The 20,866-nt window shown below is 46.8% G+C and carries 18 protein-coding genes and 13 tRNA genes; 8 read left to right on the top strand and 23 right to left on the bottom strand.

Annotated elements, in window-relative coordinates; genetic code table 11:
- The first annotated feature begins 106 nt into the window (after nt 1-106).
- The gene (locus tag CSW98_RS10715; protein WP_100800476.1) at nt 107-577 is read left to right on the top strand and encodes a zinc ribbon-containing protein; all 471 of its coding nucleotides are present in this window, start codon (nt 107-109) and stop codon (nt 575-577) included.
- Between the two features lie 3 nt (nt 578-580).
- Here CSW98_RS10715 and lnt read toward each other — a convergent pair whose 3' ends face one another.
- The 5 genes from lnt to miaB form a co-directional block, all read right to left on the bottom strand.
- A complete protein-coding gene (lnt, locus tag CSW98_RS10710; protein WP_100800475.1) occupies nt 581-2,089 on the bottom strand; it encodes an apolipoprotein N-acyltransferase in 1,509 nt (502 codons plus the stop codon).
- 60 nt (nt 2,090-2,149) lie between these two features.
- Complete coding sequence (gene corC / locus CSW98_RS10705; protein WP_100800474.1) at nt 2,150-3,022, bottom strand: CNNM family magnesium/cobalt transport protein CorC; 873 nt, start codon at nt 3,020-3,022, stop codon at nt 2,150-2,152.
- A gap of 127 nt (nt 3,023-3,149) precedes the next feature.
- Nucleotides 3,150-3,620, bottom strand: a complete 471-nt coding sequence (gene ybeY / locus CSW98_RS10700; RefSeq protein ID WP_100800473.1) for an rRNA maturation RNase YbeY — start codon at nt 3,618-3,620, stop codon at nt 3,150-3,152.
- On the bottom strand, nt 3,620-4,705 hold the full coding sequence (locus CSW98_RS10695; protein ID WP_100800472.1) for a PhoH family protein: 1,086 nt from the start codon (nt 4,703-4,705) through the stop codon (nt 3,620-3,622). The genes ybeY and CSW98_RS10695 overlap by 1 nt, the downstream gene beginning before the upstream one ends.
- Before the next feature lie 67 nt (nt 4,706-4,772).
- Nucleotides 4,773-6,197, bottom strand: coding sequence for a tRNA (N6-isopentenyl adenosine(37)-C2)-methylthiotransferase MiaB (miaB, locus tag CSW98_RS10690; RefSeq protein WP_100800471.1), 1,425 nt, complete (start codon nt 6,195-6,197; stop codon nt 4,773-4,775).
- Between the two features lie 257 nt (nt 6,198-6,454).
- On the opposite strand from miaB, the gene CSW98_RS10685 reads away from it, so the two are divergent.
- Nucleotides 6,455-7,612: a 2-octaprenyl-3-methyl-6-methoxy-1,4-benzoquinol hydroxylase gene (locus tag CSW98_RS10685; protein ID WP_100800470.1), complete on the top strand. Its 1,158-nt coding sequence runs from the start codon at nt 6,455-6,457 to the stop codon at nt 7,610-7,612.
- Between the two features lie 41 nt (nt 7,613-7,653).
- Here CSW98_RS10685 and CSW98_RS10680 read toward each other — a convergent pair.
- From CSW98_RS10680 to lolB, 18 genes are all read right to left on the bottom strand, one after another.
- Nucleotides 7,654-7,738 (bottom strand) — tRNA-Leu (locus CSW98_RS10680).
- A 51-nt stretch (nt 7,739-7,789) separates the two neighbouring features.
- Nucleotides 7,790-7,864 (bottom strand) — tRNA-Gln (locus CSW98_RS10675).
- A 30-nt stretch (nt 7,865-7,894) separates the two neighbouring features.
- Nucleotides 7,895-7,979 (bottom strand) — tRNA-Leu (locus CSW98_RS10670).
- A gap of 53 nt (nt 7,980-8,032) precedes the next feature.
- Nucleotides 8,033-8,109, bottom strand: a tRNA-Met gene (locus tag CSW98_RS10665).
- A 29-nt stretch (nt 8,110-8,138) separates the two neighbouring features.
- Nucleotides 8,139-8,213, bottom strand: a tRNA-Gln gene (locus CSW98_RS10660).
- Nucleotides 8,214-8,240: 27 nt separating this feature from the next.
- Nucleotides 8,241-8,327: transfer RNA gene (locus CSW98_RS10655), tRNA-Leu, on the bottom strand.
- Nucleotides 8,328-8,403: 76 nt separating this feature from the next.
- Nucleotides 8,404-8,478 (bottom strand) — tRNA-Gln (locus CSW98_RS10650).
- A gap of 30 nt (nt 8,479-8,508) precedes the next feature.
- Nucleotides 8,509-8,593: transfer RNA gene (locus CSW98_RS10645), tRNA-Leu, on the bottom strand.
- A 31-nt stretch (nt 8,594-8,624) separates the two neighbouring features.
- Nucleotides 8,625-8,709 (bottom strand) — tRNA-Leu (locus CSW98_RS10640).
- 56 nt (nt 8,710-8,765) lie between these two features.
- Nucleotides 8,766-8,842, bottom strand: a tRNA-Met gene (locus tag CSW98_RS10635).
- A 98-nt stretch (nt 8,843-8,940) separates the two neighbouring features.
- Nucleotides 8,941-9,015 (bottom strand) — tRNA-Gln (locus CSW98_RS10630).
- Nucleotides 9,016-9,045: 30 nt separating this feature from the next.
- Nucleotides 9,046-9,130 (bottom strand) — tRNA-Leu (locus tag CSW98_RS10625).
- A 53-nt stretch (nt 9,131-9,183) separates the two neighbouring features.
- Nucleotides 9,184-9,260: transfer RNA gene (locus CSW98_RS10620), tRNA-Met, on the bottom strand.
- A gap of 290 nt (nt 9,261-9,550) precedes the next feature.
- The gene (gene ychF, locus CSW98_RS10610; RefSeq protein ID WP_100800468.1) at nt 9,551-10,642 is read right to left on the bottom strand and encodes a redox-regulated ATPase YchF; all 1,092 of its coding nucleotides are present in this window, start codon (nt 10,640-10,642) and stop codon (nt 9,551-9,553) included.
- Between the two features lie 10 nt (nt 10,643-10,652).
- On the bottom strand, nt 10,653-11,243 hold the full coding sequence (gene pth / locus CSW98_RS10605) for an aminoacyl-tRNA hydrolase (protein ID WP_100800467.1): 591 nt from the start codon (nt 11,241-11,243) through the stop codon (nt 10,653-10,655).
- A 162-nt stretch (nt 11,244-11,405) separates the two neighbouring features.
- Nucleotides 11,406-12,353: a ribose-phosphate pyrophosphokinase gene (locus CSW98_RS10600; protein ID WP_100800667.1), complete on the bottom strand. Its 948-nt coding sequence runs from the start codon at nt 12,351-12,353 to the stop codon at nt 11,406-11,408.
- A 55-nt stretch (nt 12,354-12,408) separates the two neighbouring features.
- Nucleotides 12,409-13,281: a 4-(cytidine 5'-diphospho)-2-C-methyl-D-erythritol kinase gene (gene ispE / locus CSW98_RS10595; protein WP_100800666.1), complete on the bottom strand. Its 873-nt coding sequence runs from the start codon at nt 13,279-13,281 to the stop codon at nt 12,409-12,411.
- Nucleotides 13,278-13,898 (bottom strand): lipoprotein insertase outer membrane protein LolB, encoded by a 621-nt coding sequence (gene lolB, locus CSW98_RS10590; protein WP_100800466.1) that lies wholly within the window; start codon nt 13,896-13,898, stop codon nt 13,278-13,280. The genes ispE and lolB overlap by 4 nt, the downstream gene beginning before the upstream one ends.
- 159 nt (nt 13,899-14,057) lie before the next feature.
- Between lolB and hemA the strand changes: the two genes are divergently transcribed.
- The 6 genes from hemA to ushA all read left to right on the top strand — a co-directional run bounded on the left by hemA (nt 14,058) and on the right by ushA (nt 20,854).
- Entirely contained in the window at nt 14,058-15,314 is a 1,257-nt protein-coding gene (gene hemA, locus CSW98_RS10585) for a glutamyl-tRNA reductase (protein WP_100800665.1), read from the top strand.
- A gap of 18 nt (nt 15,315-15,332) precedes the next feature.
- On the top strand, nt 15,333-16,421 hold the full coding sequence (prfA, locus tag CSW98_RS10580; protein ID WP_100800465.1) for a peptide chain release factor 1: 1,089 nt from the start codon (nt 15,333-15,335) through the stop codon (nt 16,419-16,421).
- A gap of 4 nt (nt 16,422-16,425) precedes the next feature.
- Nucleotides 16,426-17,307 carry a peptide chain release factor N(5)-glutamine methyltransferase gene (gene prmC, locus CSW98_RS10575; protein WP_232733511.1) on the top strand — a complete coding sequence of 294 codons (882 nt, stop codon included), beginning with the start codon at nt 16,426-16,428 and terminating at the stop codon, nt 17,305-17,307.
- Between the two features lie 6 nt (nt 17,308-17,313).
- Complete coding sequence (locus tag CSW98_RS10570) at nt 17,314-18,123, top strand: SirB1 family protein (RefSeq protein WP_100800464.1); 810 nt, start codon at nt 17,314-17,316, stop codon at nt 18,121-18,123.
- A 19-nt stretch (nt 18,124-18,142) separates the two neighbouring features.
- Nucleotides 18,143-18,994: a 3-deoxy-8-phosphooctulonate synthase gene (gene kdsA, locus CSW98_RS10565; RefSeq protein WP_100800463.1), complete on the top strand. Its 852-nt coding sequence runs from the start codon at nt 18,143-18,145 to the stop codon at nt 18,992-18,994.
- Nucleotides 18,995-19,195: 201 nt separating this feature from the next.
- On the top strand, nt 19,196-20,854 hold the full coding sequence (ushA, locus tag CSW98_RS10560; protein WP_100800462.1) for a bifunctional UDP-sugar hydrolase/5'-nucleotidase UshA: 1,659 nt from the start codon (nt 19,196-19,198) through the stop codon (nt 20,852-20,854).
- Nucleotides 20,855-20,866: the final 12 nt, after the last annotated feature.

Genomic DNA, 20,866 nt, shown 5'->3' with positions numbered 1-20,866 from the left:
TCGTGGAATATGTGAGATCGGTTAGATCAGATAATGTCAGATCCGCATAGAATACCTAAAGGAAGCACTGGCAACAACTGAAAATGTCGATGCACGGAGGTGGAAAATGCCAAAGCGTACATCCGGTTATGAAGAAAAGTTTGCAGAAGTAGTTGAAACCCTGAAGCAGAGCCCCGAAGAGCTGAACCATGTGTTGGAAACATCCGGTGAAGTGGCACACGCTGCCAGCACAATGACGAAAGATGAACTGGCATTAATTTCTGCCTACCTTAAGTCGGATCTGAAAGAGTTTGCCGAGGAGTTTGAAGAAAGTAAATCCGGGCCATTTTATCTGATGATCGCCAATTCTATCTGGCAGGGATTATTAGATATTACCGACCGTACCCGGGTAGAATGGATGGAGCTATTTCAGGATCTGGAACATCAGGGCATATACAGGGCCGGAGATGTAATTGGTCTGGGGAATCTGGTATGTGAAAAATGCGGCCATAAAATACAGTATAACCATCCGACAATTATTGGACCGTGTAGTCAGTGTGGTTGTGAGGAGTTTACCCGGGTTCCGCTGAAGCCGTAGTTTTTAGTCTCCGGCTTTTTTCTGCAGCCCCATGATTCCCAAACCCATTGCAATAAGCCCTATTAACGGCCAGTTACCAAACCGGGTATAAGGCGTTAGCCCTGTAGTAGAACTGATTGTCGCTCTTAGCACCTGTGTCTCAAACTGAGGTGCCTGAGCGATAATTTTACCATGATAGTCAGTGATGGCGGTAACCCCGTTATTTGTCGATCTGATCAGTGGTTTACCATTTTCCAGTGCTCGCATTCGGGCGATTTCCATATGTTGTAGCGGGCCGATAGAGTGGCCGAACCAGGCATCGTTGGACAGGGTAAGAATAAAATCGGTATCTTGCGTAATATTCTGTCGGACCTGATCACCGAAAATAATTTCGTAGCAAAGAGCCGGAGCCAGATGGCGTCCTTTGGCTACCACATTTTTCTGGATCATGTCTCCCCGGCTAAATGATGACATAGGTAAGTTAAACAGTGGTGCAATTGGGCGGAGAATCTCTTCAAACGGAACAAATTCCCCAAACGGTAACAAATGGTATTTGTTATATCTGCTTTGGGACAGATAATTGTATTCGCCGTCAGGTACCTCTCCCAGAGGAAGAATGCTGTTAAGATAATGTCCGTCTATAAAATTGATTATTCCTGTCAGCAGGGCGCTATGGTTCATTCGGGCGGCCGAGTCGAGATTACCCAGAAAACTGGTTATATCCCGTTCAATCGCAGGAATGGCAGCTTCAGGCCAGATGATAATATCTGCATCCCAGTTAGCCCGGCTCAGGTCGGTATATTTCATAATGCTTGGCCAGCGTTCTTCTGGTAACCATTTTTTCTCTTGTGCAATATTTCCCTGTATCAACGCAAAAGAAGTACTACTGTCGGGGTCAGGCACAACCCATTCTACGGTACTTAGTCCTGTTGCCAGCATAAACACGGCGACTGGCAGGGCTATCCATTGCCAGCATCTGGACTGGATAAATATTGCCAGTGCAGATGCCGTCAAAATGGTGACAAAGGTAATCAGGGTCACGCCGCCGACCGGTGCGAAAGAGGCCAGCGGGCTATCGATCTGACTGTAGCCGAGCCAGAGCCAGGGAAGACCGGTAAATACCCAGCCTCTTGCCAGTTCAGAAGCGAGCCAGAGAGACGGAATAGCAAACAGGTAACGTACTTTGCCTGAAGGGAAAAAACGGTTCAGAAGGGCAGCAAACAGAGCCGGATAAAGAGCCAGGTAGCTGATCAGCAAAGCCATGAGAGCCAGACTGGCTGTCTTTGGTAGTCCGCCGAAATTATCGATGCTGACATGTACCCAACTGATACCAGTAGCAAACTGGCCAATTCCCCAGGCAAATCCGCACAAAAACGCTGTTTTGACAGGAATGTTATGCAACAGGAGGAACAGGATAAGCGGGCTGAATATTGCCAGCGGCCAGTATTGATAAGGGGTAAATGCGAGAGTTGTCAGGGCACCGGCAAATGCGGCCAGTATAGGCCGCATTACAGGATGATTTAATGTAAGCATCTATTTTTCTTTGTTATTCCGGCTGATACCGAGAGTTATCCTTGCTGATCAGTATACCGGTTACTCTTCCATTGAAGGAAGTGTTTCTTCATTTGGCACAGTCACCTGCAGCTGAATGATACGACGGCTGTCGGCAGAAGTGACTTTAAAACTGTATCTTTCGATATCAACGACTTCTCCCCGTGAAGGAAGGTGACCAAAGCTGGTCATGACAATACCGCCAATAGTATCTACTTCATCATCACTAAAGTGAGTGCCAAAAGTTGCATTGAAACCTTCAATGGTTGTCAGAGCTTTTACTGAATAGGTGTGCTTGCTGAGTTTTCGGATATCAATTTCATCTTCATCGTCGAATTCGTCTTCAATTTCACCGACGATTTCTTCCAGAATATCCTCGATGGTAACCAGACCGGAAACTCCACCGAATTCATCAACTACGATAGCCATGTGATAGCGTTCTTCCCGGAACTCTTTCAGAAGGCGGTCAACCCGCTTACTCTCCGGTACAACTACTGCAGGACGAATCACCTGTTCGATATCGAAAGGTTCACTGTCGGAACCTAGATATTTAAGTAAATCTTTCGCCAGCAGAATACCTTCAACGTGATCTTTATCTTCACTGATCACCGGATAGCGGGAGTGCTGAGCATCGGTTATTAAGGCGACCAGTGCATCAAGATCATGGGTCTTATCAGCAGTCACTATCTGGGCTCTTGGGATCATAATATCCCGAACCCGCATTTCTGAAATTTCCATCACCCCTTCGAGCATATCCCGGGTATCATGGTCGATCAGATCGTTAATTTCAGAGTCCCGGATAACATCAACCAGTTCCTGACGATCTTTGGGTTCTCCCTGAAACATGTGTGCCAGACGTTCCAGAAAGGACTTTCTACTCGGACCTTCCTGCGAGGGCGAATTCTCTTCGTTCATATCATCTCATTCATTAATGCTATCAGATGTGTGATAGCTCACATCGAGCCGTAGTACCTATGTCTAACTGAACCTGGGTCTAACTGAACCTGGGTCTAACTGAATCTGGTTTTTGACCGGATCTGACCTAATACAGGTCCTTTTCTGCGGCATACGGGTCGTCGAACCCCATTGACTGCATGATTTCCGTTTCCAGAGATTCCATCTCTTCTGCTTCTTCATCGTCAATATGGTCATAACCTAACAGATGAAGCGCACCATGTACAACCATATGCGCCCAATGTGCAGGTAAGGGTTTATTTTGCTCTTGTGCTTCTTTTTCAACAACTTGTTTACAGATCACCAGATCACCAAGCAGATCCAGTTCTATACCCGGAGGGGCTTCAAACGGAAATGACAGCACATTAGTGGGTTTATCTTTTCCACGATACTCAAGGTTCAAAGCGTGGCTTTCCTGTTCATCAACCAGACGAATGGTGACTTCGGCATCCTGTTGAAAGCGGCTGACAGCAAAAGCGAGCCAGTGCTGAAAGTCCGGCTCTGCCGGCAGATTATCGGTCTGTTCTGTTGCCAGTTGTAGATCCAGTAGAATGGCCATTAATTGTTACCTGTATGTCTTTCGGTTTGTTGAGCTTCCAGAAGTTTGGTTTCCCGTTCTTCCCGGCGACGCTGTTCTGCTTCTTTACGATCTTTTTGATCTTTCGCTTCCCACTTTTCATAGGCATTGACTATTTGCGCGACGACAGGGTGTCTGACGACATCATCGGCCTGAAAGAAGTTGAAGCTGATCTCTTCTACATCGGAGAGCACTTCAATCGCATGACGCAGACCAGATCGAGCTCCGCGCGGCAGATCTATCTGAGTCACGTCACCAGTGATCACTGCCCGGGAGTTGAAGCCGATACGGGTCAAAAACATCTTCATCTGCTCAACGGTGGTGTTCTGGCTTTCATCCAGAATAATAAAGGCATCGTTCAGAGTCCGGCCTCGCATATAGGCCAGAGGTGCCACTTCAATTACGTTGCGCTCGATCAGCTTTTCTACCCGTTCAAAGCCCAGCATCTCGAATAGAGCATCATAGAGCGGACGTAAATACGGGTCGACTTTCTGGCTCAGATCGCCGGGCAGAAAACCGAGTTTTTCACCGGCTTCAACTGCTGGACGGGTCAGCAGGATACGACGAATTTCCTGACGTTCCAGCGCATCGACAGCCGCCGCAACAGCAAGATACGTTTTTCCTGTACCAGCAGGGCCGATACCATAACTGATATCATGGGTGACCATGTTCATCAGGTACTGAGCCTGATTAGGAGTCCGGGGCTTGATAACCCCTTTTTTAGTTTTAATAAAAACTTCTTTACCGTGCTGGATACTCGATTCGATATTTTGTTCTAAGACACCGGATTCTTTTATCGCCAGATGGATCTGTTCCGGTTCAATATCCGGAATCGCTCCGCGTACCGGTGCCGTATCCACATAGATGGTTTTCAGAATATCCAGAGCTGCTGCGGCTGTATGTGGTTTACCCACGATAGAGAATGTATTACCACGGTAATTAATTTCTACACCAAGACGGCGTTCAAGATGTTTGATGTTATCGTCAAAGGGACCACACAGGCTGGCCAGACGACGGTTATCGGATGGTTCCAGATCAATATCCAGAGTGATGATTTTATTACTCAAATTTGCCTCTCAATATGCCATATTGAGCCCGATTGTGACCGGGCTCAGGCCATCATATGCTGATGGGCTATGGTGTAAAAGTACTGACACCTAGCTCATCTTCACGACGGGTCTTCTCTATCATTTCTGACGGAGACATAATGCTACGCAGACCCATTTCTTCTTCTGTACGAATAAGTTCACCGCGCAGTGAATTAGGGAACACATCCGTGATCCTGACATCAACAAACTGACCAATCAGATCGGCTGCGCCGACAAAGTTAACGACACGATTGTTTTCGGTTCGTCCGCGCAGTTCCATCAAATCTTTTTTCGACGGACCTTCTACAAGTATACGCTGTTCTGTACCCAGCATCTGGCGGGAATAGCGCATTGCCTGAGAATTGATCTGTTGTTGCAGTTCATACAGGCGTTGTTTTTTGGTCTCTTCTGACAGGTCACACGGATAGTCAGCCGCAGGTGTTCCCGGGCGGGGAGAAAAGATAAAACTGAAACTCATGTCAAAGTCAACATCACGGATCAGCTTCATGGTCGCCTGAAAATCTGCATCTGTTTCACCCGGGAAACCGACGATAAAATCTGAACTGATATGAATATCCGGGCGAGCCTTACGCAGCTTACGGATAATCGACTTATATTCGATGGCTGTTTGCGGACGTTTCATCATAGTCAGAACCCGATCTGAACCGCTCTGCACTGGCAGATGCAGGAAGCTGACCAGTTCTGGTGTATCTTCATAGACAGCAATGATGTCGTCGGTGAATTCAAGCGGATGGCTGGTTGTAAAGCGAATACGGTCAATACCGTCAATGGAAGCAACCATACGCAGCAGTTCTGCAAAGGAGCAGATATCGCCGTCATAAGTCGGGCCGCGGTAAGCATTTACGTTCTGACCCAACAGGTTCACTTCACGAACACCCTGTTCAGCTAGCTGGGCGATTTCAAACAGCACATCGTCCATCGGACGGCTGATTTCCTCACCGCGGGTGTACGGAACAACGCAGTAAGTACAGTATTTCGAGCAGCCTTCCATAATCGCGACATAAGCAGTTGCGCCTTCTGCCCGAGGCTCCGGAAGGCGATCAAATTTTTCGATTTCAGGAAACGATATATCAATAACCGGTGCATGTTCACTTTGTGATTCTTTAATCATCTGCGGTAGCCGGTGTAAAGTCTGAGGACCGAAAATAACATCCACAAACGGAGCTCGTTCGCGGATATGTTCGCCTTCCTGACTGGCAACACAGCCACCAACACCAATAACGATATTGTCTTTTTTATCTTTCAGGGTTTTCCAGCGTCCCAGTTGATGGAACACTTTTTCCTGAGCTTTTTCACGAATCGAACAAGTGTTAAGTAATAAAACGTCTGCTTCTTCCGCTATTTCTGTCAGCTCATAGCCACCTGTTTCACTGAGAAGGTCAGCCATTCGGGATGAATCGTATTCATTCATCTGACAGCCCCAGGTTTTAATTAGAAGTTTCTTACTCATCTTACATTCGCTCGTAACTATTTGTATTAAAAATTATGTATAACAACATTGCTTGTGTGATGAATGGTATTCGTCACAAATAACCGATTATCCCGGCAAGCCGCGTATTGTACTGCTTTAAAAACCACCTGACCAGAGGTGCTGTAAAACTAACGGAAATTCGTTTAAAGACCCTGTTCTGTAAGGGGTTATGTGAATATTATTCCCAGATTCGGGTACAATAGAAAGCAGGTAAATTCGGCAGGTAATAATGGTTTATGACAGAGACTTTTGATGTCACCGTTATCGGTGGTGGCATGGTTGGAGCGGCAGTAGCTTTGGGACTGGCTAAACAGGGAAAACGTGTTGCATTGGTTGAAGGGGATGAACCGGTCCCGTTTTCTGCAGATCAGGCTATGGATTCTCGTGTATCAGCTATTTCCTATGCGTCGGTATCGCTGCTGAAAACCTTGGGTGCATGGGCATCAGTTCAGTCGATGCGGTGTTGTCCTTACCGCAGACTGGAAACCTGGGAGGAAGCCGGATGCAGAGTACATTTTGACGCAGCTTCACTGGGGCTCGATGAACTTGGTTTTATTGTAGAGAATCGTCTTATTCAATTAGGCTTGTGGCAACAGTTCTCGACGTGCCCAACGTTGGAGGTATTTTGTCCTGATCGCCTGAATAAAGTTATTTTGGGAGAAAAAACGGACATTGTGGTGCTGGAGTCCGGACTGCAACTGCATTCCCGGCTGGTTGTCGGTGCTGATGGTGCAAATTCAAAGGTTCGTCAACAGTGTGGAATCGGTATTACAGCATGGGATTACCGGCAGCATTGTATGCTGATAAATGTAGAAACTGAGTTACCTCAGCAGGACATAACATGGCAGTGGTTTACGCCATCCGGACCCAGAGCCTTCCTTCCCTTACCGGGGCAACAGGGATCGTTGGTCTGGTACGACTCCCCGCAACGTATCCGGCAGCTATTGCAATTGACACTACCTAAGTTGGGAGAACAGATAAAAGCGCAGTTTCCCGGCGAGCTGGGAGACATAACCGTACTGAAATGTGCCAGTTTTCCTCTTACCCGGAGGCATGCCCAGTCTTATTATAAATCCCGCTGTGTCTTGATTGGAGATGCAGCACACACCATTAATCCTATGGCGGGGCAGGGAGTCAATCTGGGTTTTAAGGATGTGAACGTTTTGCTGGATGTGTTGGATAATGAACAGTGGGACAACGATGATATGCTAATGCGTTATGAGAGAAAGCGTCGCGCAGATAATTTGCTGATGCAGAGCGGCATGGATCTGTTCTATGTCGGTTTCAGTAATACCCTTTTGCCTCTGAAGCTATTAAGGAATGTGCTATTAAAAGTCACGGATAATGCAGGAGTACTGAAAAAGCAGCTTCTGAAATATGCAGTGGGGTTGTAATAGAAGAAACCCCGATGATAATCATCGGGGTTTCTGAATAATGGTGCGGAAGGAGAGACTTGAACTCTCACACCTTACGGCGCCAGAACCTAAATCTGGTGCGTCTACCAATTCCGCCACTTCCGCATTGATCTTATATCCTCACCGGCTGAATTGGATACCGATAAGAAATTGTAATGGCAGGGCTACCTGGATTCGAACCAGGGGATGACGGGATCAAAACCCGTTGCCTTACCGCTTGGCGATAGCCCTGCAGATAGTTCAAAGAACTAACTTTGAATATGGTGCGGAAAGAGAGACTTGAACTCTCACACCTTGCGGCGCCAGAACCTAAATCTGGTGCGTCTACCAATTCCGCCATTTCCGCATATTATATTCTGTGTTTGTTAGCCAGAAGGTACAAGCTGAAGAACAAACTAATGGTGGCTACGACGGGATTCGAACCTGTGACCCCATCATTATGAGTGATGTGCTCTAACCAACTGAGCTACGTAGCCACTTTGATGTTTCCGGAGAAACAGAATAATGGCAGGGCTACCTGGATTCGAACCAGGGGATGACGGGATCAAAACCCGTTGCCTTACCGCTTGGCGATAGCCCTATTAAACAACCTTTCAAGTATTAAACTTGGTGCGGAGGGAGGGACTTGAACCCTCACGTCCTTGCGGACACTAGCACCTGAAGCTAGCGCGTCTACCAATTCCGCCACCACCGCATTATGGTTGTGTATTTTATTAAATTCCAACAACTGAAGAGTACATGCTCGTTCTCTTTTCAGCCATTGTATAAAATGGCAGGGCTACCTGGATTCGAACCAGGGGATGACGGGATCAAAACCCGTTGCCTTACCGCTTGGCGATAGCCCTGCAGATAGTTCAAAGAACTAACTCTGAATATGGTGCGGAAAGAGAGACTTGAACTCTCACACCTTGCGGCGCCAGAACCTAAATCTGGTGCGTCTACCAATTCCGCCATTTCCGCATATTCGGTTTTATTGTGTAGAACTTCGAGATGGTGCGGAAGGAGAGACTTGAACTCTCACACCTTACGGCGCCAGAACCTAAATCTGGTGCGTCTACCAATTCCGCCACTTCCGCGTCTCAAATTTCTACAGGTTTATCAGTTAATTGGTAAAAACTAATAAACAAATTAATGGTGGCTACGACGGGATTCGAACCTGTGACCCCATCATTATGAGTGATGTGCTCTAACCAACTGAGCTACGTAGCCATCTAAATTGAGCGAGACAATATAATACAATCTCAGCTCTAATGACAGTGCTAATTTCACTGTCAGGATGATTTTCTTTAATCACCCATCATATAAAATGGCAGGGCTACCTGGATTCGAACCAGGGGATGACGGGATCAAAACCCGTTGCCTTACCGCTTGGCGATAGCCCTACAGAAATATCCAATAAATATTTCTTAATATGGTGCGGAAAGAGAGACTTGAACTCTCACACCTTACGGCGCCAGAACCTAAATCTGGTGCGTCTACCAATTCCGCCATTTCCGCATAATTTCCTGAAAACTCTTATCTTCTGTATGAAAGTAAAAGTACTCAGGAAATGGTGGCTACGACGGGATTCGAACCTGTGACCCCATCATTATGAGTGATGTGCTCTAACCAACTGAGCTACGTAGCCATTTTTTATTTTCCTGACAACTGAATAACTCAGTGCCGAGGACGGAGCGCATTATGCGGATCTGCAGGAAAAGCGTCAACTGTTTTTTCGAATAAATTAGGTTTTTAGGGCTGTTCGCTTTAATTTTAAACAAAGAGGGGTTTTTGTGATCAAAAAGCGGCAGAAATATGCTTGTGGGCATACGGTTGTATAGGCTTCTTTGAGTTCCCGACGAGAGAAATTTTATTTTTTGTGTAAAAAAAGCCCGTCAGTCTGATAGCAGAATGACGGGCTGAAACAACTTAGTAACGTTATACGTTAAAGCGGAAATGTACTACGTCGCCATCTTTTACGATGTAGTCTTTACCTTCCAGACGCCATTTCCCGGCTTCTTTTGCACCGCTTTCACCTCTGAATTGGATAAAATCGTCATAACCGACAACTTCAGCTCGGATAAAGCCTTTTTCAAAATCAGTGTGGATCTTACCTGCTGCCTGAGGAGCGGTCGCGCCGACAGGGATTGTCCATGCCCGTACTTCTTTTACACCAGCAGTAAAGTATGTTTGCAGAGCTAATAGATCATAACCGGAGCGAATAACTCTGTTCAGCCCTGGTTCTTCAATGCCCATGTCTGCCAGAAATTCTTCACGATCTTCATCTTCCAGTTCGGAAAGTTCAGACTCAATAGCAGCACAAACCGGTACAACTACGGCATTTTCTTTTTCTGCGTGTTCGCGAACCATATCCAGATACGGATTGTTTTCGAAACCATCTTCATTGACGTTAGCAATATACATGGTTGGTTTCAGTGTCAGGAAGTTCAGGTAAGCGATAGCCGCCAGCTCTTCTTTTGCTAATTCAACACTGCGAGCCATGCCGCCTTCAGTCAGAACCGGAAGCAGTTTTTCCAGTACTGTAATTTCAAATTTTGCGTCTTTATCACCGCCTTTGGCACGTTTTGCCTGACGCTGAATAGCACGTTCACAGGTATCCAGATCGGCCAGAGCCAGTTCCAGGTTAATGATTTCAATATCATCCAGTGGGGAGATCTTTCCGGCAACATGAACAATATTTTCATTTTCAAAGCAGCGTACAACGTGACCGATAGCATCTGTTTCACGGATGTTTGCCAGAAATTTATTTCCCAGCCCTTCTCCCTTCGATGCACCGGCAACCAGACCTGCAATATCTACAAATTCCATGGTTGTTGGTAGTACACGTTCCGGTTTTACGATTTCTGCCAGTGCATCCATACGGAGATCCGGCACCGGAACCACACCTGTGTTTGGCTCGATAGTACAGAAAGGAAAGTTGGCTGCTTCGATACCAGCTTTTGTTAGTGCATTGAACAGAGTTGATTTACCAACGTTTGGTAGACCAACGATGCCACATTTAAAACCCATGATATAAACCTTATTCTGCTTTGAACGTATGTAAGCGATTTTGTGCTTTTGTCAGACCATCTTTGATCAGGATATCGAGGCTGCGAACTGATTCGTCAACCACTGCATCCAGACATTCCTGCTCTTTGGCAGGGGCTTTGCCTAACACATAGCCGGATACTCTGTCTTTGTGCCCCGGATGGCCAATACCGATCCGCAGGCGGTAAAAATCTTTATTGTTTCCAAGTTTGCTGATGGTGTCTTTCAGGCCGTTATGTCCGCCATGACCACCGCCTTTTTTGAATTTACCCACACCGGGAGGGAGATCCAGTTCATCGTGTGCGACCATAATTTCTTCTGGCTGGATCTGGTAAAACTTAGCCATTGCTGCAATCGCTTTCCCTGACAGGTTCATAAAAGTCATTGGGATCAAAAGGCGAAGGTCACTCCCATCGATCGTGATTCGACCAGTCAGACCAAAAAATTTTGCTTCATTTTTCAGTATGATGTTATGAACGCGAGCTAACTCCTGTACAACCCATGCCCCTGCATTATGGCGGGTATTGGCATATTCAGGCCCGGGGTTCGCCAGACCAACAAGTAATTTAATTTGTTGACTCAAGGTTGGGATCTCTCTTGGAATATCAAAAAAGCGCCGTATGGTAGCACAAAAGTGTGATATGAAGCGAGAGGCGATATTGCCTCTGTGCGGACCCTTAAAACAGAAAAGCTTACCCGCCAGATGAAGGCCGGTAAGCTTTATCACTTAACAATTCAACGGGTATTAGTGATTAAACATCGCTGATACTGATTCTTCATTACTGATACGGCGAATTGCTTCAGCCAGCATGCTGGAAAGAGTTAACTGAGTCACTTTACCGGTCGCAGCCATCTCTTTGGTCAATGGTATTGAATCGGTAACAATAACCTGATCCAGTACGGAGTTTTTGATGTTTTTCGCAGCGCTGCCAGAGAAAACCGGGTGTGTCGCATAGGCAAATACGCGTTTTGCGCCCCGTTCCTTCAGTGCCTCAGCTGCTTTGCACAGAGTACCACCGGTATCGATCATGTCATCAACGATCAGACAGTCACGACCTTCTACTTCACCGATCAGGTTCATTACTTCAGAAACGTTTGCACGAGGGCGACGTTTATCGACGATAGCAATATCGATGTTGTTCAGAGCCTTCGCAGTAGCACGAGCACGAACAACACCACCCAGATCCGGGGAAACAACGACAGGGGACTCCAGATCACGAGCCAGCATATCTTCCAGAAGTACCGGAGTACCGAAGATATTGTCTACAGGAACGTCGAAAAAGCCCTGAATCTGTTCTGCGTGTAGGTCAATAGTCAGAACGCGGTCAACACCAACGTTGGAAAGGAAATCTGCAACAACTTTAGCAGTGATTGGCACACGAGCGGAACGTACACGACGATCCTGACGCGCATAACCGAAATACGGGATAACAGCGGTAATACGGCCCGCTGAAGCTCGGCGCATTGCATCAATCATTACAACCAGTTCCATCAGGTTGTCGTTGGTCGGGGCACAAGTTGATTGAATGATGAAAACATCACTACCACGAACATTCTCATTGATCTGCACTGCGATTTCTCCATCGGAGAAACGGTCAACAGTAGCATCACCAAGAGAAATGTATAGACGGTCAGCAATACGTTGGGCTAGTTCAGGTGTTGCGTTACCAGCAAATAGCTTCATATCAGGCACGGTGGAAACCTCAGGGTTGCGTCCAGTTTTTAAAAGAGGGTGGCTAGGGGACTGATTATTCATCTGAACAGTATTTCGTCAGGTATTCAGTCAGTGTCTCATGCAGGGGAGAAACATTTTTTCCCTGTGCGATAAACGCAGAGACATCGTCAGATAGTTTAGCACGGATTTCTTGCGCTTCCTGTTGAGTATCAAATACGGAAAAAACGCAGGAGCCGGTGCCCGTCAATCTTGACGGCGCGTATTGTAGCAGCCATGAAACTTGCTTATCAACCTCTGGATACAGCATTCGGACGATTTTTTCGCAATCGTTTTCCTGTGATCTGCTTAACAGCTCCGGGAGAGCGCGTTTTGGGGTGTTTCTGGGCAAATCCGGGTGAGTGAAAATTCCAGCGGTAGAGATACTGACATCCGGACGAACAACCAGATACCATTTCTCATCCGGCTCAGATTTTATCAGTTTTTCGCCCACCCCTTCGGCAAAGGCAGCAAATCCTCTGACAAAAACAGGAACATCTGCGCCCAACTGTAGCCCGAGCTCTGCCAGTTGTATTTCACTGAGACCGGTTTGCCATAAAAAATTCAATGCGACCAGAACGGTTGCTGCATTAGATGATCCCCCACCGATACCGCCTCCCATTGGTAGATTTTTTTCCAGTTCAATATGGGCTCCACAGTGACAGCCGGTTTTTGCCTGTAATGCTGTGGCGGCTTTCCAGATCAGATTATCCTGCAATGGTACGCCTTCGAGAGCCGGGCTCAGGGATATATCACCGCTATCATTCGCAGTGATCGTCAGTAGGTCTCCGTAATTCAGAAACTGAAACAGAGTCTGCAGATCGTGGTAACCATCGGCTCTTTTTCCTGTGATATAGAGGAAAAGGTTTAGTTTTGCCGGTGATGGCCAGCGGGTGGTATCGGTTATCATTGATTTAGAACCCATTTTGAAATCATGATCTTCAGCGTAAAGTTACCTTGATCCAGCTGCATTTTATACGGCAGAGGAAGGGTTTCTGCTTCGGTTGGTGTGATAGCCTGATATCCCAGATAATGTACGTTCCAGCGTTGTGAGCCGGCTCGTTTATTCAGTGTTGCCAGGGTATTGGTTTCATTGAGAGTATACTGGTCAGCAGCAGTAGGCAGACCTTTTATCCAGTCCCGCATATAGGTGACGGGAAGAATCAGCCCCGTCAGTTCGTATACCAGTGCTTCTGGGCTGCTATGATGATGGGTGATACCGTCACGGGTTATCGCTTCTGTCCCTTGTGCTGTAACGGTTAGGTTAAGCACTGTTTGTCCCAGAAAAGTTGTCAGGCGCAGTTCACTGCTTTCGGCGGATTGTTTCCAGGAAAAATTCAGATTCTGTCTTTGTTCCGGAGAAATGATGCCCAGTTTACCGCTAAGCTGATATTCCTGCAGCTCGTCTAAACGTCGATGGTGGGATTGCCACAGGACACTAAGACCGGGTTCTTCCGGGACGGATTCACAGCCGGCCAGATAAAAAACGGTCAGAAACAGGAGAAAATGCAGTCTGAGGGTTTTCATTACAGATTAATCTTTATTCATTTCGGAATCATCAGGCTGCAAACTATATCATTTAAATCACGAACACAGGAAAACAAATCCCCTTCACTCTTTTATTACAACAGGCCATCAAGTAAAATTCATTTTTCATTTATATTTCAGACCGAGAACTTCGAGTTAATGTCTTTGCTTGCCATTGGTATCAATCACAATACGGCATCGGTTGAGTTGCGAGAAAGAGTTGCATTTTCCCCTGAAAAATTGACAGAGGCATTAAAGCAACTGAAAGCCAGCTCAGATGTCGGTAGCAGTGTGATTATATCCACCTGTAACAGAACAGAGATTTACTGTGATGTGAAACACGCTGATCAAAATCAGACGGTGAACTGGCTGGCAGCATTTCATCAGGTATCAGCGGAGGAACTGATACCGAGTCTGTACCTGTATGAGGATCAACAAGCGGTACAGCATTTGATGCGGGTAGCCTGTGGACTGGATTCGCTGATACTGGGTGAGCCGCAGATCCTGGGACAGGTGAAGCAGGCGTATTTTTCCGGACGGGCACATCAGACGGTTGACGGAGTGATGGAAAAGCTCTTCCAGAAAGTATTCTCGGTGGCAAAAAGGGTTCGGACAGAGACAGAGATTGGTGGTAATGCAGTATCTGTCGCTTATGCTGCCTGCACACTTGCCCGGCAGATCTTCGAAACTCTGGACCATTCTACAGTTTTGCTGGTTGGGGCTGGAGAGACTATAGAGCTGGTTGCCCGGCATCTGGCGGACAATGGCTGCCATAAGATGATTGTGGCAAACCGCACTCGGGAAAGAGCCCTTGAACTGGCTTCCGCATTTGGTGCCGAGGTGATCAGTTTGCCGGAAATACCGGAACATATGCATAAGGCGGATATTGTGATCAGCTCTACTGCCAGTCCGTTGCCTATTATTGGTAAGGGGATGGTGGAAACGGCACTGAAAGCCCGCAGGCGTCAGCCTATCTTGCTTATTGATATTGCGGTACCCAGAGATGTGGAAACGCAGGTGTCTGAGCTTAATGATGCGTATCTTTATACTGTCGATGATCTGCAGTCTATCGTGCAGCAGAATCTGGAGCAGCGTAAAGTTGAGGCGGTTCAAGCGGAAGCTATCGTGGATGAAGAGAGTGAACAGTTTATGAACTGGCTGCGTTCTCTTCGGGCAGTAGACAGTATCCGGGAATACCGCAGCAGTGCAAACAGTATTCGGGAAGAACTGATAGAGAAGAGTATTCAGGCACTGGTTTCCGGGGCAGATCCGGAACGAGTGCTGTTGGAACTGAGTAACAAACTGACGAACAAATTGATCCATGCTCCGACCAGAGCACTACAAAGTGCGGCTGAGCAGGGAGATTCTGAAAAATTATCTGTCATCAGACAGAGTCTGGGTCTGGACGACCTATAACACACTTTAAGAAGACGTATGAAAGCATCCATTTTAACTAAGCTTGAAACCCTTGTTGAACGCTACGAGGAAGTTCAGCACCTACTTGGTGACCCTGGTGTTATTGGTGATCAGGAGAAATTCCGCGCCTTATCCAAAGAGTATTCTCAGTTGGAAGAAGTCACCAAGTGTTTCCAGTCTTATCAGCAGGCACGGGAAGATCTGGCTGCTGCCGAAGAAATGGCAAACGAAGATGATGAAGAGATGCGTGAAATGGCACAGGAAGAAATTAATGCTGCCAAAGAGAGTATCGAAACGCTGACCGATGAGCTGCAAATTTTGTTGCTGCCGAAAGATCCGAACGATGAGCGTAACTGTTTTCTGGAAATTCGTGCCGGAGCCGGTGGTGATGAAGCCGGAATTTTTGCTGGCGACCTGTTCCGTATGTACAGCCGGTATGCAGAGAAACGTGGCTGGCGTATCGAGGTGATGAGTGCCAACGAATCGGAGCAGGGCGGTTATAAGGAAATGATTGCTAAGGTTATTGGTGACGGAGCATACGGTATACTGAAATTTGAGTCAGGTGGTCACCGTGTACAGCGTGTACCGGCAACTGAATCTCAGGGGCGGGTACATACTTCGGCCTGTACCGTTGCTGTGATGGCTGAGATCCCGGAAGCCGATCTGCCGGAAATTAAAGCCAGCGATCTGAAAATTGATACCTTTCGGGCTTCCGGTGCCGGTGGTCAGCACGTTAACACGACTGATTCCGCTATCCGTATTACTCACTTACCGACCGGAACCGTGGTCGAGTGTCAGGATGAGCGTTCTCAGCATAAGAACAAAGCCAAGGCTATGTCTGTTCTGGCTGCTCGTATTATTCAGGCCGAAGAAGCTCGCCGGGCGGCGGCCGTTTCAGACACCCGACGTAATCTGTTGGGTTCGGGTGACCGAAGTGACCGTATCCGTACTTATAACTATCCGCAGGGAAGGGTGTCTGATCATCGTATTAACCTGACACTGTACCGCTTATCTGAAGTAATGGAAGGTGACCTGCAATCCCTTGTTGAACCCGTTCTGCAGGAATATCAGGCGGATCAACTGGCGGCTTTGGCTGAGCAAAATTAAACGGATGACGGGTAAACAGACGATGCCGACAATTGAGGTGGCGTTAAAAGCAGCCGTCATAGCTCTGCAAGAGAGTGGAAGTGATTCGCCGTCTCTGGATGCTGCGGTTCTGCTTTGCCACATCCTCGGCAAACCACGTAGTTATTTGCTGACCTGGCCGGATAAAGATTTGACAGCGGATGAATATCATTATTTTCAGACGACTCTTTCCCGGCGTATTGCCGGTGAGCCTGTGGCTTATATTATCGGAGAAAGGGAGTTCTGGTCGTTGCCGCTTAAAGTTTCCCCTTCGACACTGATCCCTCGCCCGGACACGGAACGCCTGGTTGAAGTCGCTCTGGAAAAAGCGGCTGTTTGCCCGGGCGAAATACTTGATCTGGGAACCGGTACCGGAGCGATTGCACTGGCTCTGGCATCAGAGTTGCCGGAATGTCAGGTCACTGGGGTCGATATTCGTCCTGAAGCACAGCGGCTGGCAGCAGAGAATGCTGAACGCCTCCATCTTGTTAATACCCGTTTCCTGCATGGTAGTTGGTTTGAGCCTGTTGAAGATGGAACAAAGTTTGCTTTAATTGTGTCAAATCCGCCGTATATTGAAAAAAATGATCCTCACCTGAAGCTGGGAGATGTTCGTTTTGAACCTCTCAGCGCTCTGGTTTCTGAAGAGAAAGGTCTGGCGGATATTCGCTATATAGCAGCAGAAGCACGTAATTACTTGCAGGAGAATGGCTGGCTTTTGTTTGAACATGGCTATGGGCAGGGTGAAGACGTTCGTAATCTGATGAAAACACTTGGTTATCATCAGGTTAGAACAATGAAGGATTATGCCGGAAATGACCGGGTAACCCTTGGCCAGCATACATTATCTCCTGCACGCACTGGATAAAGAGATATGTTTAAACTGTTTGATGAAGATCTGGACAATATGGAGCTGGTGGAAGGTGCTCTGGCACTGAATCAGGCAGTCAATCCTGACACCCGGGTGCACTGGGCTGAGCAGGAGCTTTCTCGTCTGCTGAAAGAAGCCGAGTCCTATCTGGTTCATGAGTCAGATCCGCAACAGAAATTTGACGCTTTTCTGCGCCTCTTTTACCATGAATGGCAGTTTAAAGGGGATAATGAAGCTTATTTTTCCTCTGATAATGTCTTTATTGATAAGGTACTGGAGCACAGGAAGGGTATTCCTGTCAGTCTTGGCTCATTGCTGCTGTTTCTTGGTCGTAAACTGGGTTTTCCACTTGAAGGCGTGGCTTTCCCGACGCAGTTTTTGCTTAAAATATGCTGGCACACTGAACGTCCCCGTTATATCAATCCCTATGATGGTGAATATGTGGCAGAACACATTCTTCAGGCTTGGTTAATCGGGCATGAAGGGCCTTTAGCCAGACTGAAATCCAAACATTTGCAGTCAGCAGACCATCCGACACTGATTGGACGCTGGCTGGCGATTACCAAAAGTGCATTGCTGCGGGAAGAACGCTATACGCTGGCACTGAGATGTACCGATCTCGCACTGACTTTTGTCCCGGATGATCCGTATGAGATCCGGGATCGCGGTTATATTTATCAGCAACTGGATTGTATGCAGGTTGCTAAATCTGATTACCAGTATTTTATTGACCAGTGTCCGAATGATCCCTCAGCCCGGGTACTGAAGCTTCAGGTGAATGCGCTGGATGAAGCCCCTGTAACTATTCATTAATACTATTAGAGAGAACAACATGGAACAGAAAACAGTTCATATCGGCAATATTCCGGTAGCGAATGACAGACCTTTTACACTGTTTGCCGGAATGAATGTGCTGGAATCCCGGGATTTGGCAATGCAGATTTGTGAGCACTATGTGAAAGTGACCGATAAACTGGGTATTCCTTATGTTTTTAAGGCGTCCTTTGATAAAGCAAATCGCAGTTCTGTTCACTCTTACCGTGGGCCGGGTCTTGATGAGGGGATGAAAATCTTTCAGGAACTGAAAGATACCTTCGGCGTAAAAATTATTACAGATGTACATACAGAAGCTCAGGCTCAACCGGTAGCTGATGTCGTTGATGTTATTCAGCTTCCGGCATTTTTGGCTCGTCAGACAGATCTGGTTGAAGCGATGGCGAAGACTGGTGCTGTAATTAATGTAAAAAAACCTCAATTTATGAGCCCCGGACAAGTAGGTAATATAGTAGAAAAATTCGCCGAATGTGGTAACGATAAGGTTATTCTTTGTGAGCGTGGTTCCTGCCACGGTTATGATAATTTAGTGGTGGATATGCTGGGTTTTGGGGTAATGAAGAACGTGTCTCAAGGCAGCCCGATTATTTTCGATGTTACGCATTCTCTGCAAATGCGAGATCCGGCCGGAGCAGCATCCGGTGGTCGTCGTGAGCAGACGGTTGAACTGGCTAAAGCCGGTCTGGCAACTGGTATTGCCGGCCTGTTTATTGAAGCACATCCTAATCCTGATAAGGCTCGCTGTGATGGTCCTTCTGCTCTTCCTTTAGACAAGTTGGAACCTTTCCTGAAGCAGATGAAATCTCTGGATGACCTGATCAAAGGATTTGAACATATCAATATTGGTTGATTGACTTAACAGTTGATTGAGAAATTATTAAGAGAAAGCTGACGATAAAGTCAGCTTTTTTGATCTTGGTTGCATATTCGTGTAATGACAGTGAAGCAATGAGAATGCTACCTTAAACTGGCTTAATACCAAGTAGGTTTAACACCAAGTAAGTGGCTATCCGCATGGGTAGCCTGTAATTATAAAAAAAAGGTAAATAGAATGAAGGGACACTTAATTCTGAAAACAGCATTGAGTGCTGCGGTTATTGCGGCACTTTCCGGATGTGCGTCACAGGCACCGGCATGGGAAGAAGACCATACGTACAAATTAACGGTATTACACACCAATGACCATCACGGTCGTTTCTGGCATAACAAATACGGCGAATACGGTATGGCTGCACGTAAAACGCTGATTGATGAACTGCGTGAAGAAATTCGGGCAGAAGGCGGTAGTGTACTGCTGTTGTCGGGCGGGGATATTAATACTGGTGTGCCTGAATCAGATTTGCAGGATGCAGAGCCTGATTTTAAGGGAATGAATCGTCTTGGATACGATGCGATGGCACTGGGTAACCATGAATTTGATAATCCTCTGTCCGTACTTGAAAAGCAGATGCAGTGGGCTAATTTCCCGATTTTATCAGCAAATATTTATGATAAAGCGACAGGCAAACGTAAATATCAGGCTTACCAGATGTTTGAAAAGCAGGGTATTAAAATTGCGCTGATTGGTCTGACAACTGAAGACACGATGAAAATCGGTAATCCTGAATATATTAGTACGCTGGATTTCCGAGATCCGAAAGAAGAAGCGAGGAAATTGATTGCTGAGCTGAAGCAGACAGAAAAACCGGATCTGATTTTTGCAGTTACCCACATGGGACACTATGCCAATGCAAACAGCGGAGTGAATGCTCCGGGTGATGTGGCTCTTGCCCGTTATCTTCAGGAAGGTGATCTCGATATGATTGTGGGTGGGCACTCGCAAGAGCCTGTCTGTATGGAAGGTTTGAATACGTATGATAAGAACTTTAAACCGGGTGATGACTGTAAGCCAGACAACCAGAACGGAACATGGATTGTTCAGGCTCATGAATGGGGAAAATATGTTGGCCGTGCCGATTTTGAATTCAGAAATGGTGAACTGCAGATGGTCAGTTATGACCTGATCCCTGTAAACCTGAAGAAAAAAATTAAGGTTGATGGTGAATCGAAAAGGGTCTTTATCGACAAGGAGATCCCTCAGGATCAGGAAATGACGGCTTTCCTCCAGACTTATCAGGAGCGAGGACAGGAGCAGTTGAATGTTAGAATTGCAACCATCAGCGACCGTCTGGAAGGGGAGCGTAATGTGGTACGTTTTCAGCAGACTAATCTTGGCCGTTTGATTGCAATGGCACACATGGAGCGGGCAAAAGCTGATTTTGCCATTATGAACTCTGGAGGGGTCAGAGCATCGATTGATGCAGGTAATGTGACTTATAAAGATGTGCTGACGGTTCAGCCATTTGCTAATGCATTGACCTATACGGATATGCAGGGCAGTGAAGTGCTGGATTATCTTAATGTGGTAGCAACCAAAGAGGTAGATTCCGGTGCCTATGCACAGTTCGCCGGTATTTCCATGACCGTTCAGAACGAAGAGGTCAGTGATGTACTGATCGGTGGTCAACCTTTGGATAAAACGAAAGTATATCGTTTCACGGTTCCGAGTTTTAACGCTGCTGGTGGTGACGGTTATCCGAACCTGACCTCTCATCCGGGATATGTGAATACGGGCTTTGTGGATGCAGAAGTGCTGAAAGCTTATCTGGAGAATCATTCACCTCTGGATGTAACCCTCTATCAGCCTCATGGTGAAATCGTTTATAAATAGCCTTGCCTGTAT

Source organism: Vibrio sp. HA2012 (genome assembly GCF_002812955.1).
In the GTDB taxonomy this organism is placed as follows: Bacteria; Pseudomonadota; Gammaproteobacteria; order Enterobacterales; family Vibrionaceae; genus Vibrio.
Note: the sequence above shows the minus strand (reverse complement) of the source record. Positions and strands in the feature narration are given on the sequence as shown.

Excerpts from the sequence above, each read along its gene's own strand:
- hemA (WP_100800665.1), top strand. The coding sequence starts at position 14,058 with ATGTCTTTGCTTGCCATTGGTATCAATCACAATACGGCATCGGTTGAG.
- prfA (WP_100800465.1), top strand. The coding sequence starts at position 15,333 with ATGAAAGCATCCATTTTAACTAAGCTTGAAACCCTTGTTGAACGCTAC.
- lnt (WP_100800475.1), bottom strand. The coding sequence starts at position 2,089 with ATGCTTACATTAAATCATCCTGTAATGCGGCCTATACTGGCCGCATTT.
- CSW98_RS10570 (WP_100800464.1), top strand. The coding sequence starts at position 17,314 with ATGTTTAAACTGTTTGATGAAGATCTGGACAATATGGAGCTGGTGGAA.
- CSW98_RS10715 (WP_100800476.1), top strand. The coding sequence starts at position 107 with ATGCCAAAGCGTACATCCGGTTATGAAGAAAAGTTTGCAGAAGTAGTT.
- corC (WP_100800474.1), bottom strand. The coding sequence starts at position 3,022 with ATGAACGAAGAGAATTCGCCCTCGCAGGAAGGTCCGAGTAGAAAGTCC.
- kdsA (WP_100800463.1), top strand. The coding sequence starts at position 18,143 with ATGGAACAGAAAACAGTTCATATCGGCAATATTCCGGTAGCGAATGAC.
- ybeY (WP_100800473.1), bottom strand. The coding sequence starts at position 3,620 with ATGGCCATTCTACTGGATCTACAACTGGCAACAGAACAGACCGATAAT.
- miaB (WP_100800471.1), bottom strand. The coding sequence starts at position 6,197 with ATGAGTAAGAAACTTCTAATTAAAACCTGGGGCTGTCAGATGAATGAA.
- CSW98_RS10685 (WP_100800470.1), top strand. The coding sequence starts at position 6,455 with ATGACAGAGACTTTTGATGTCACCGTTATCGGTGGTGGCATGGTTGGA.
- prmC (WP_232733511.1), top strand. The coding sequence starts at position 16,426 with ATGACGGGTAAACAGACGATGCCGACAATTGAGGTGGCGTTAAAAGCA.
- ispE (WP_100800666.1), bottom strand. The coding sequence starts at position 13,281 with ATGATAACCGATACCACCCGCTGGCCATCACCGGCAAAACTAAACCTT.
- ychF (WP_100800468.1), bottom strand. The coding sequence starts at position 10,642 with ATGGGTTTTAAATGTGGCATCGTTGGTCTACCAAACGTTGGTAAATCA.
- lolB (WP_100800466.1), bottom strand. The coding sequence starts at position 13,898 with ATGAAAACCCTCAGACTGCATTTTCTCCTGTTTCTGACCGTTTTTTAT.
- ushA (WP_100800462.1), top strand. The coding sequence starts at position 19,196 with ATGAAGGGACACTTAATTCTGAAAACAGCATTGAGTGCTGCGGTTATT.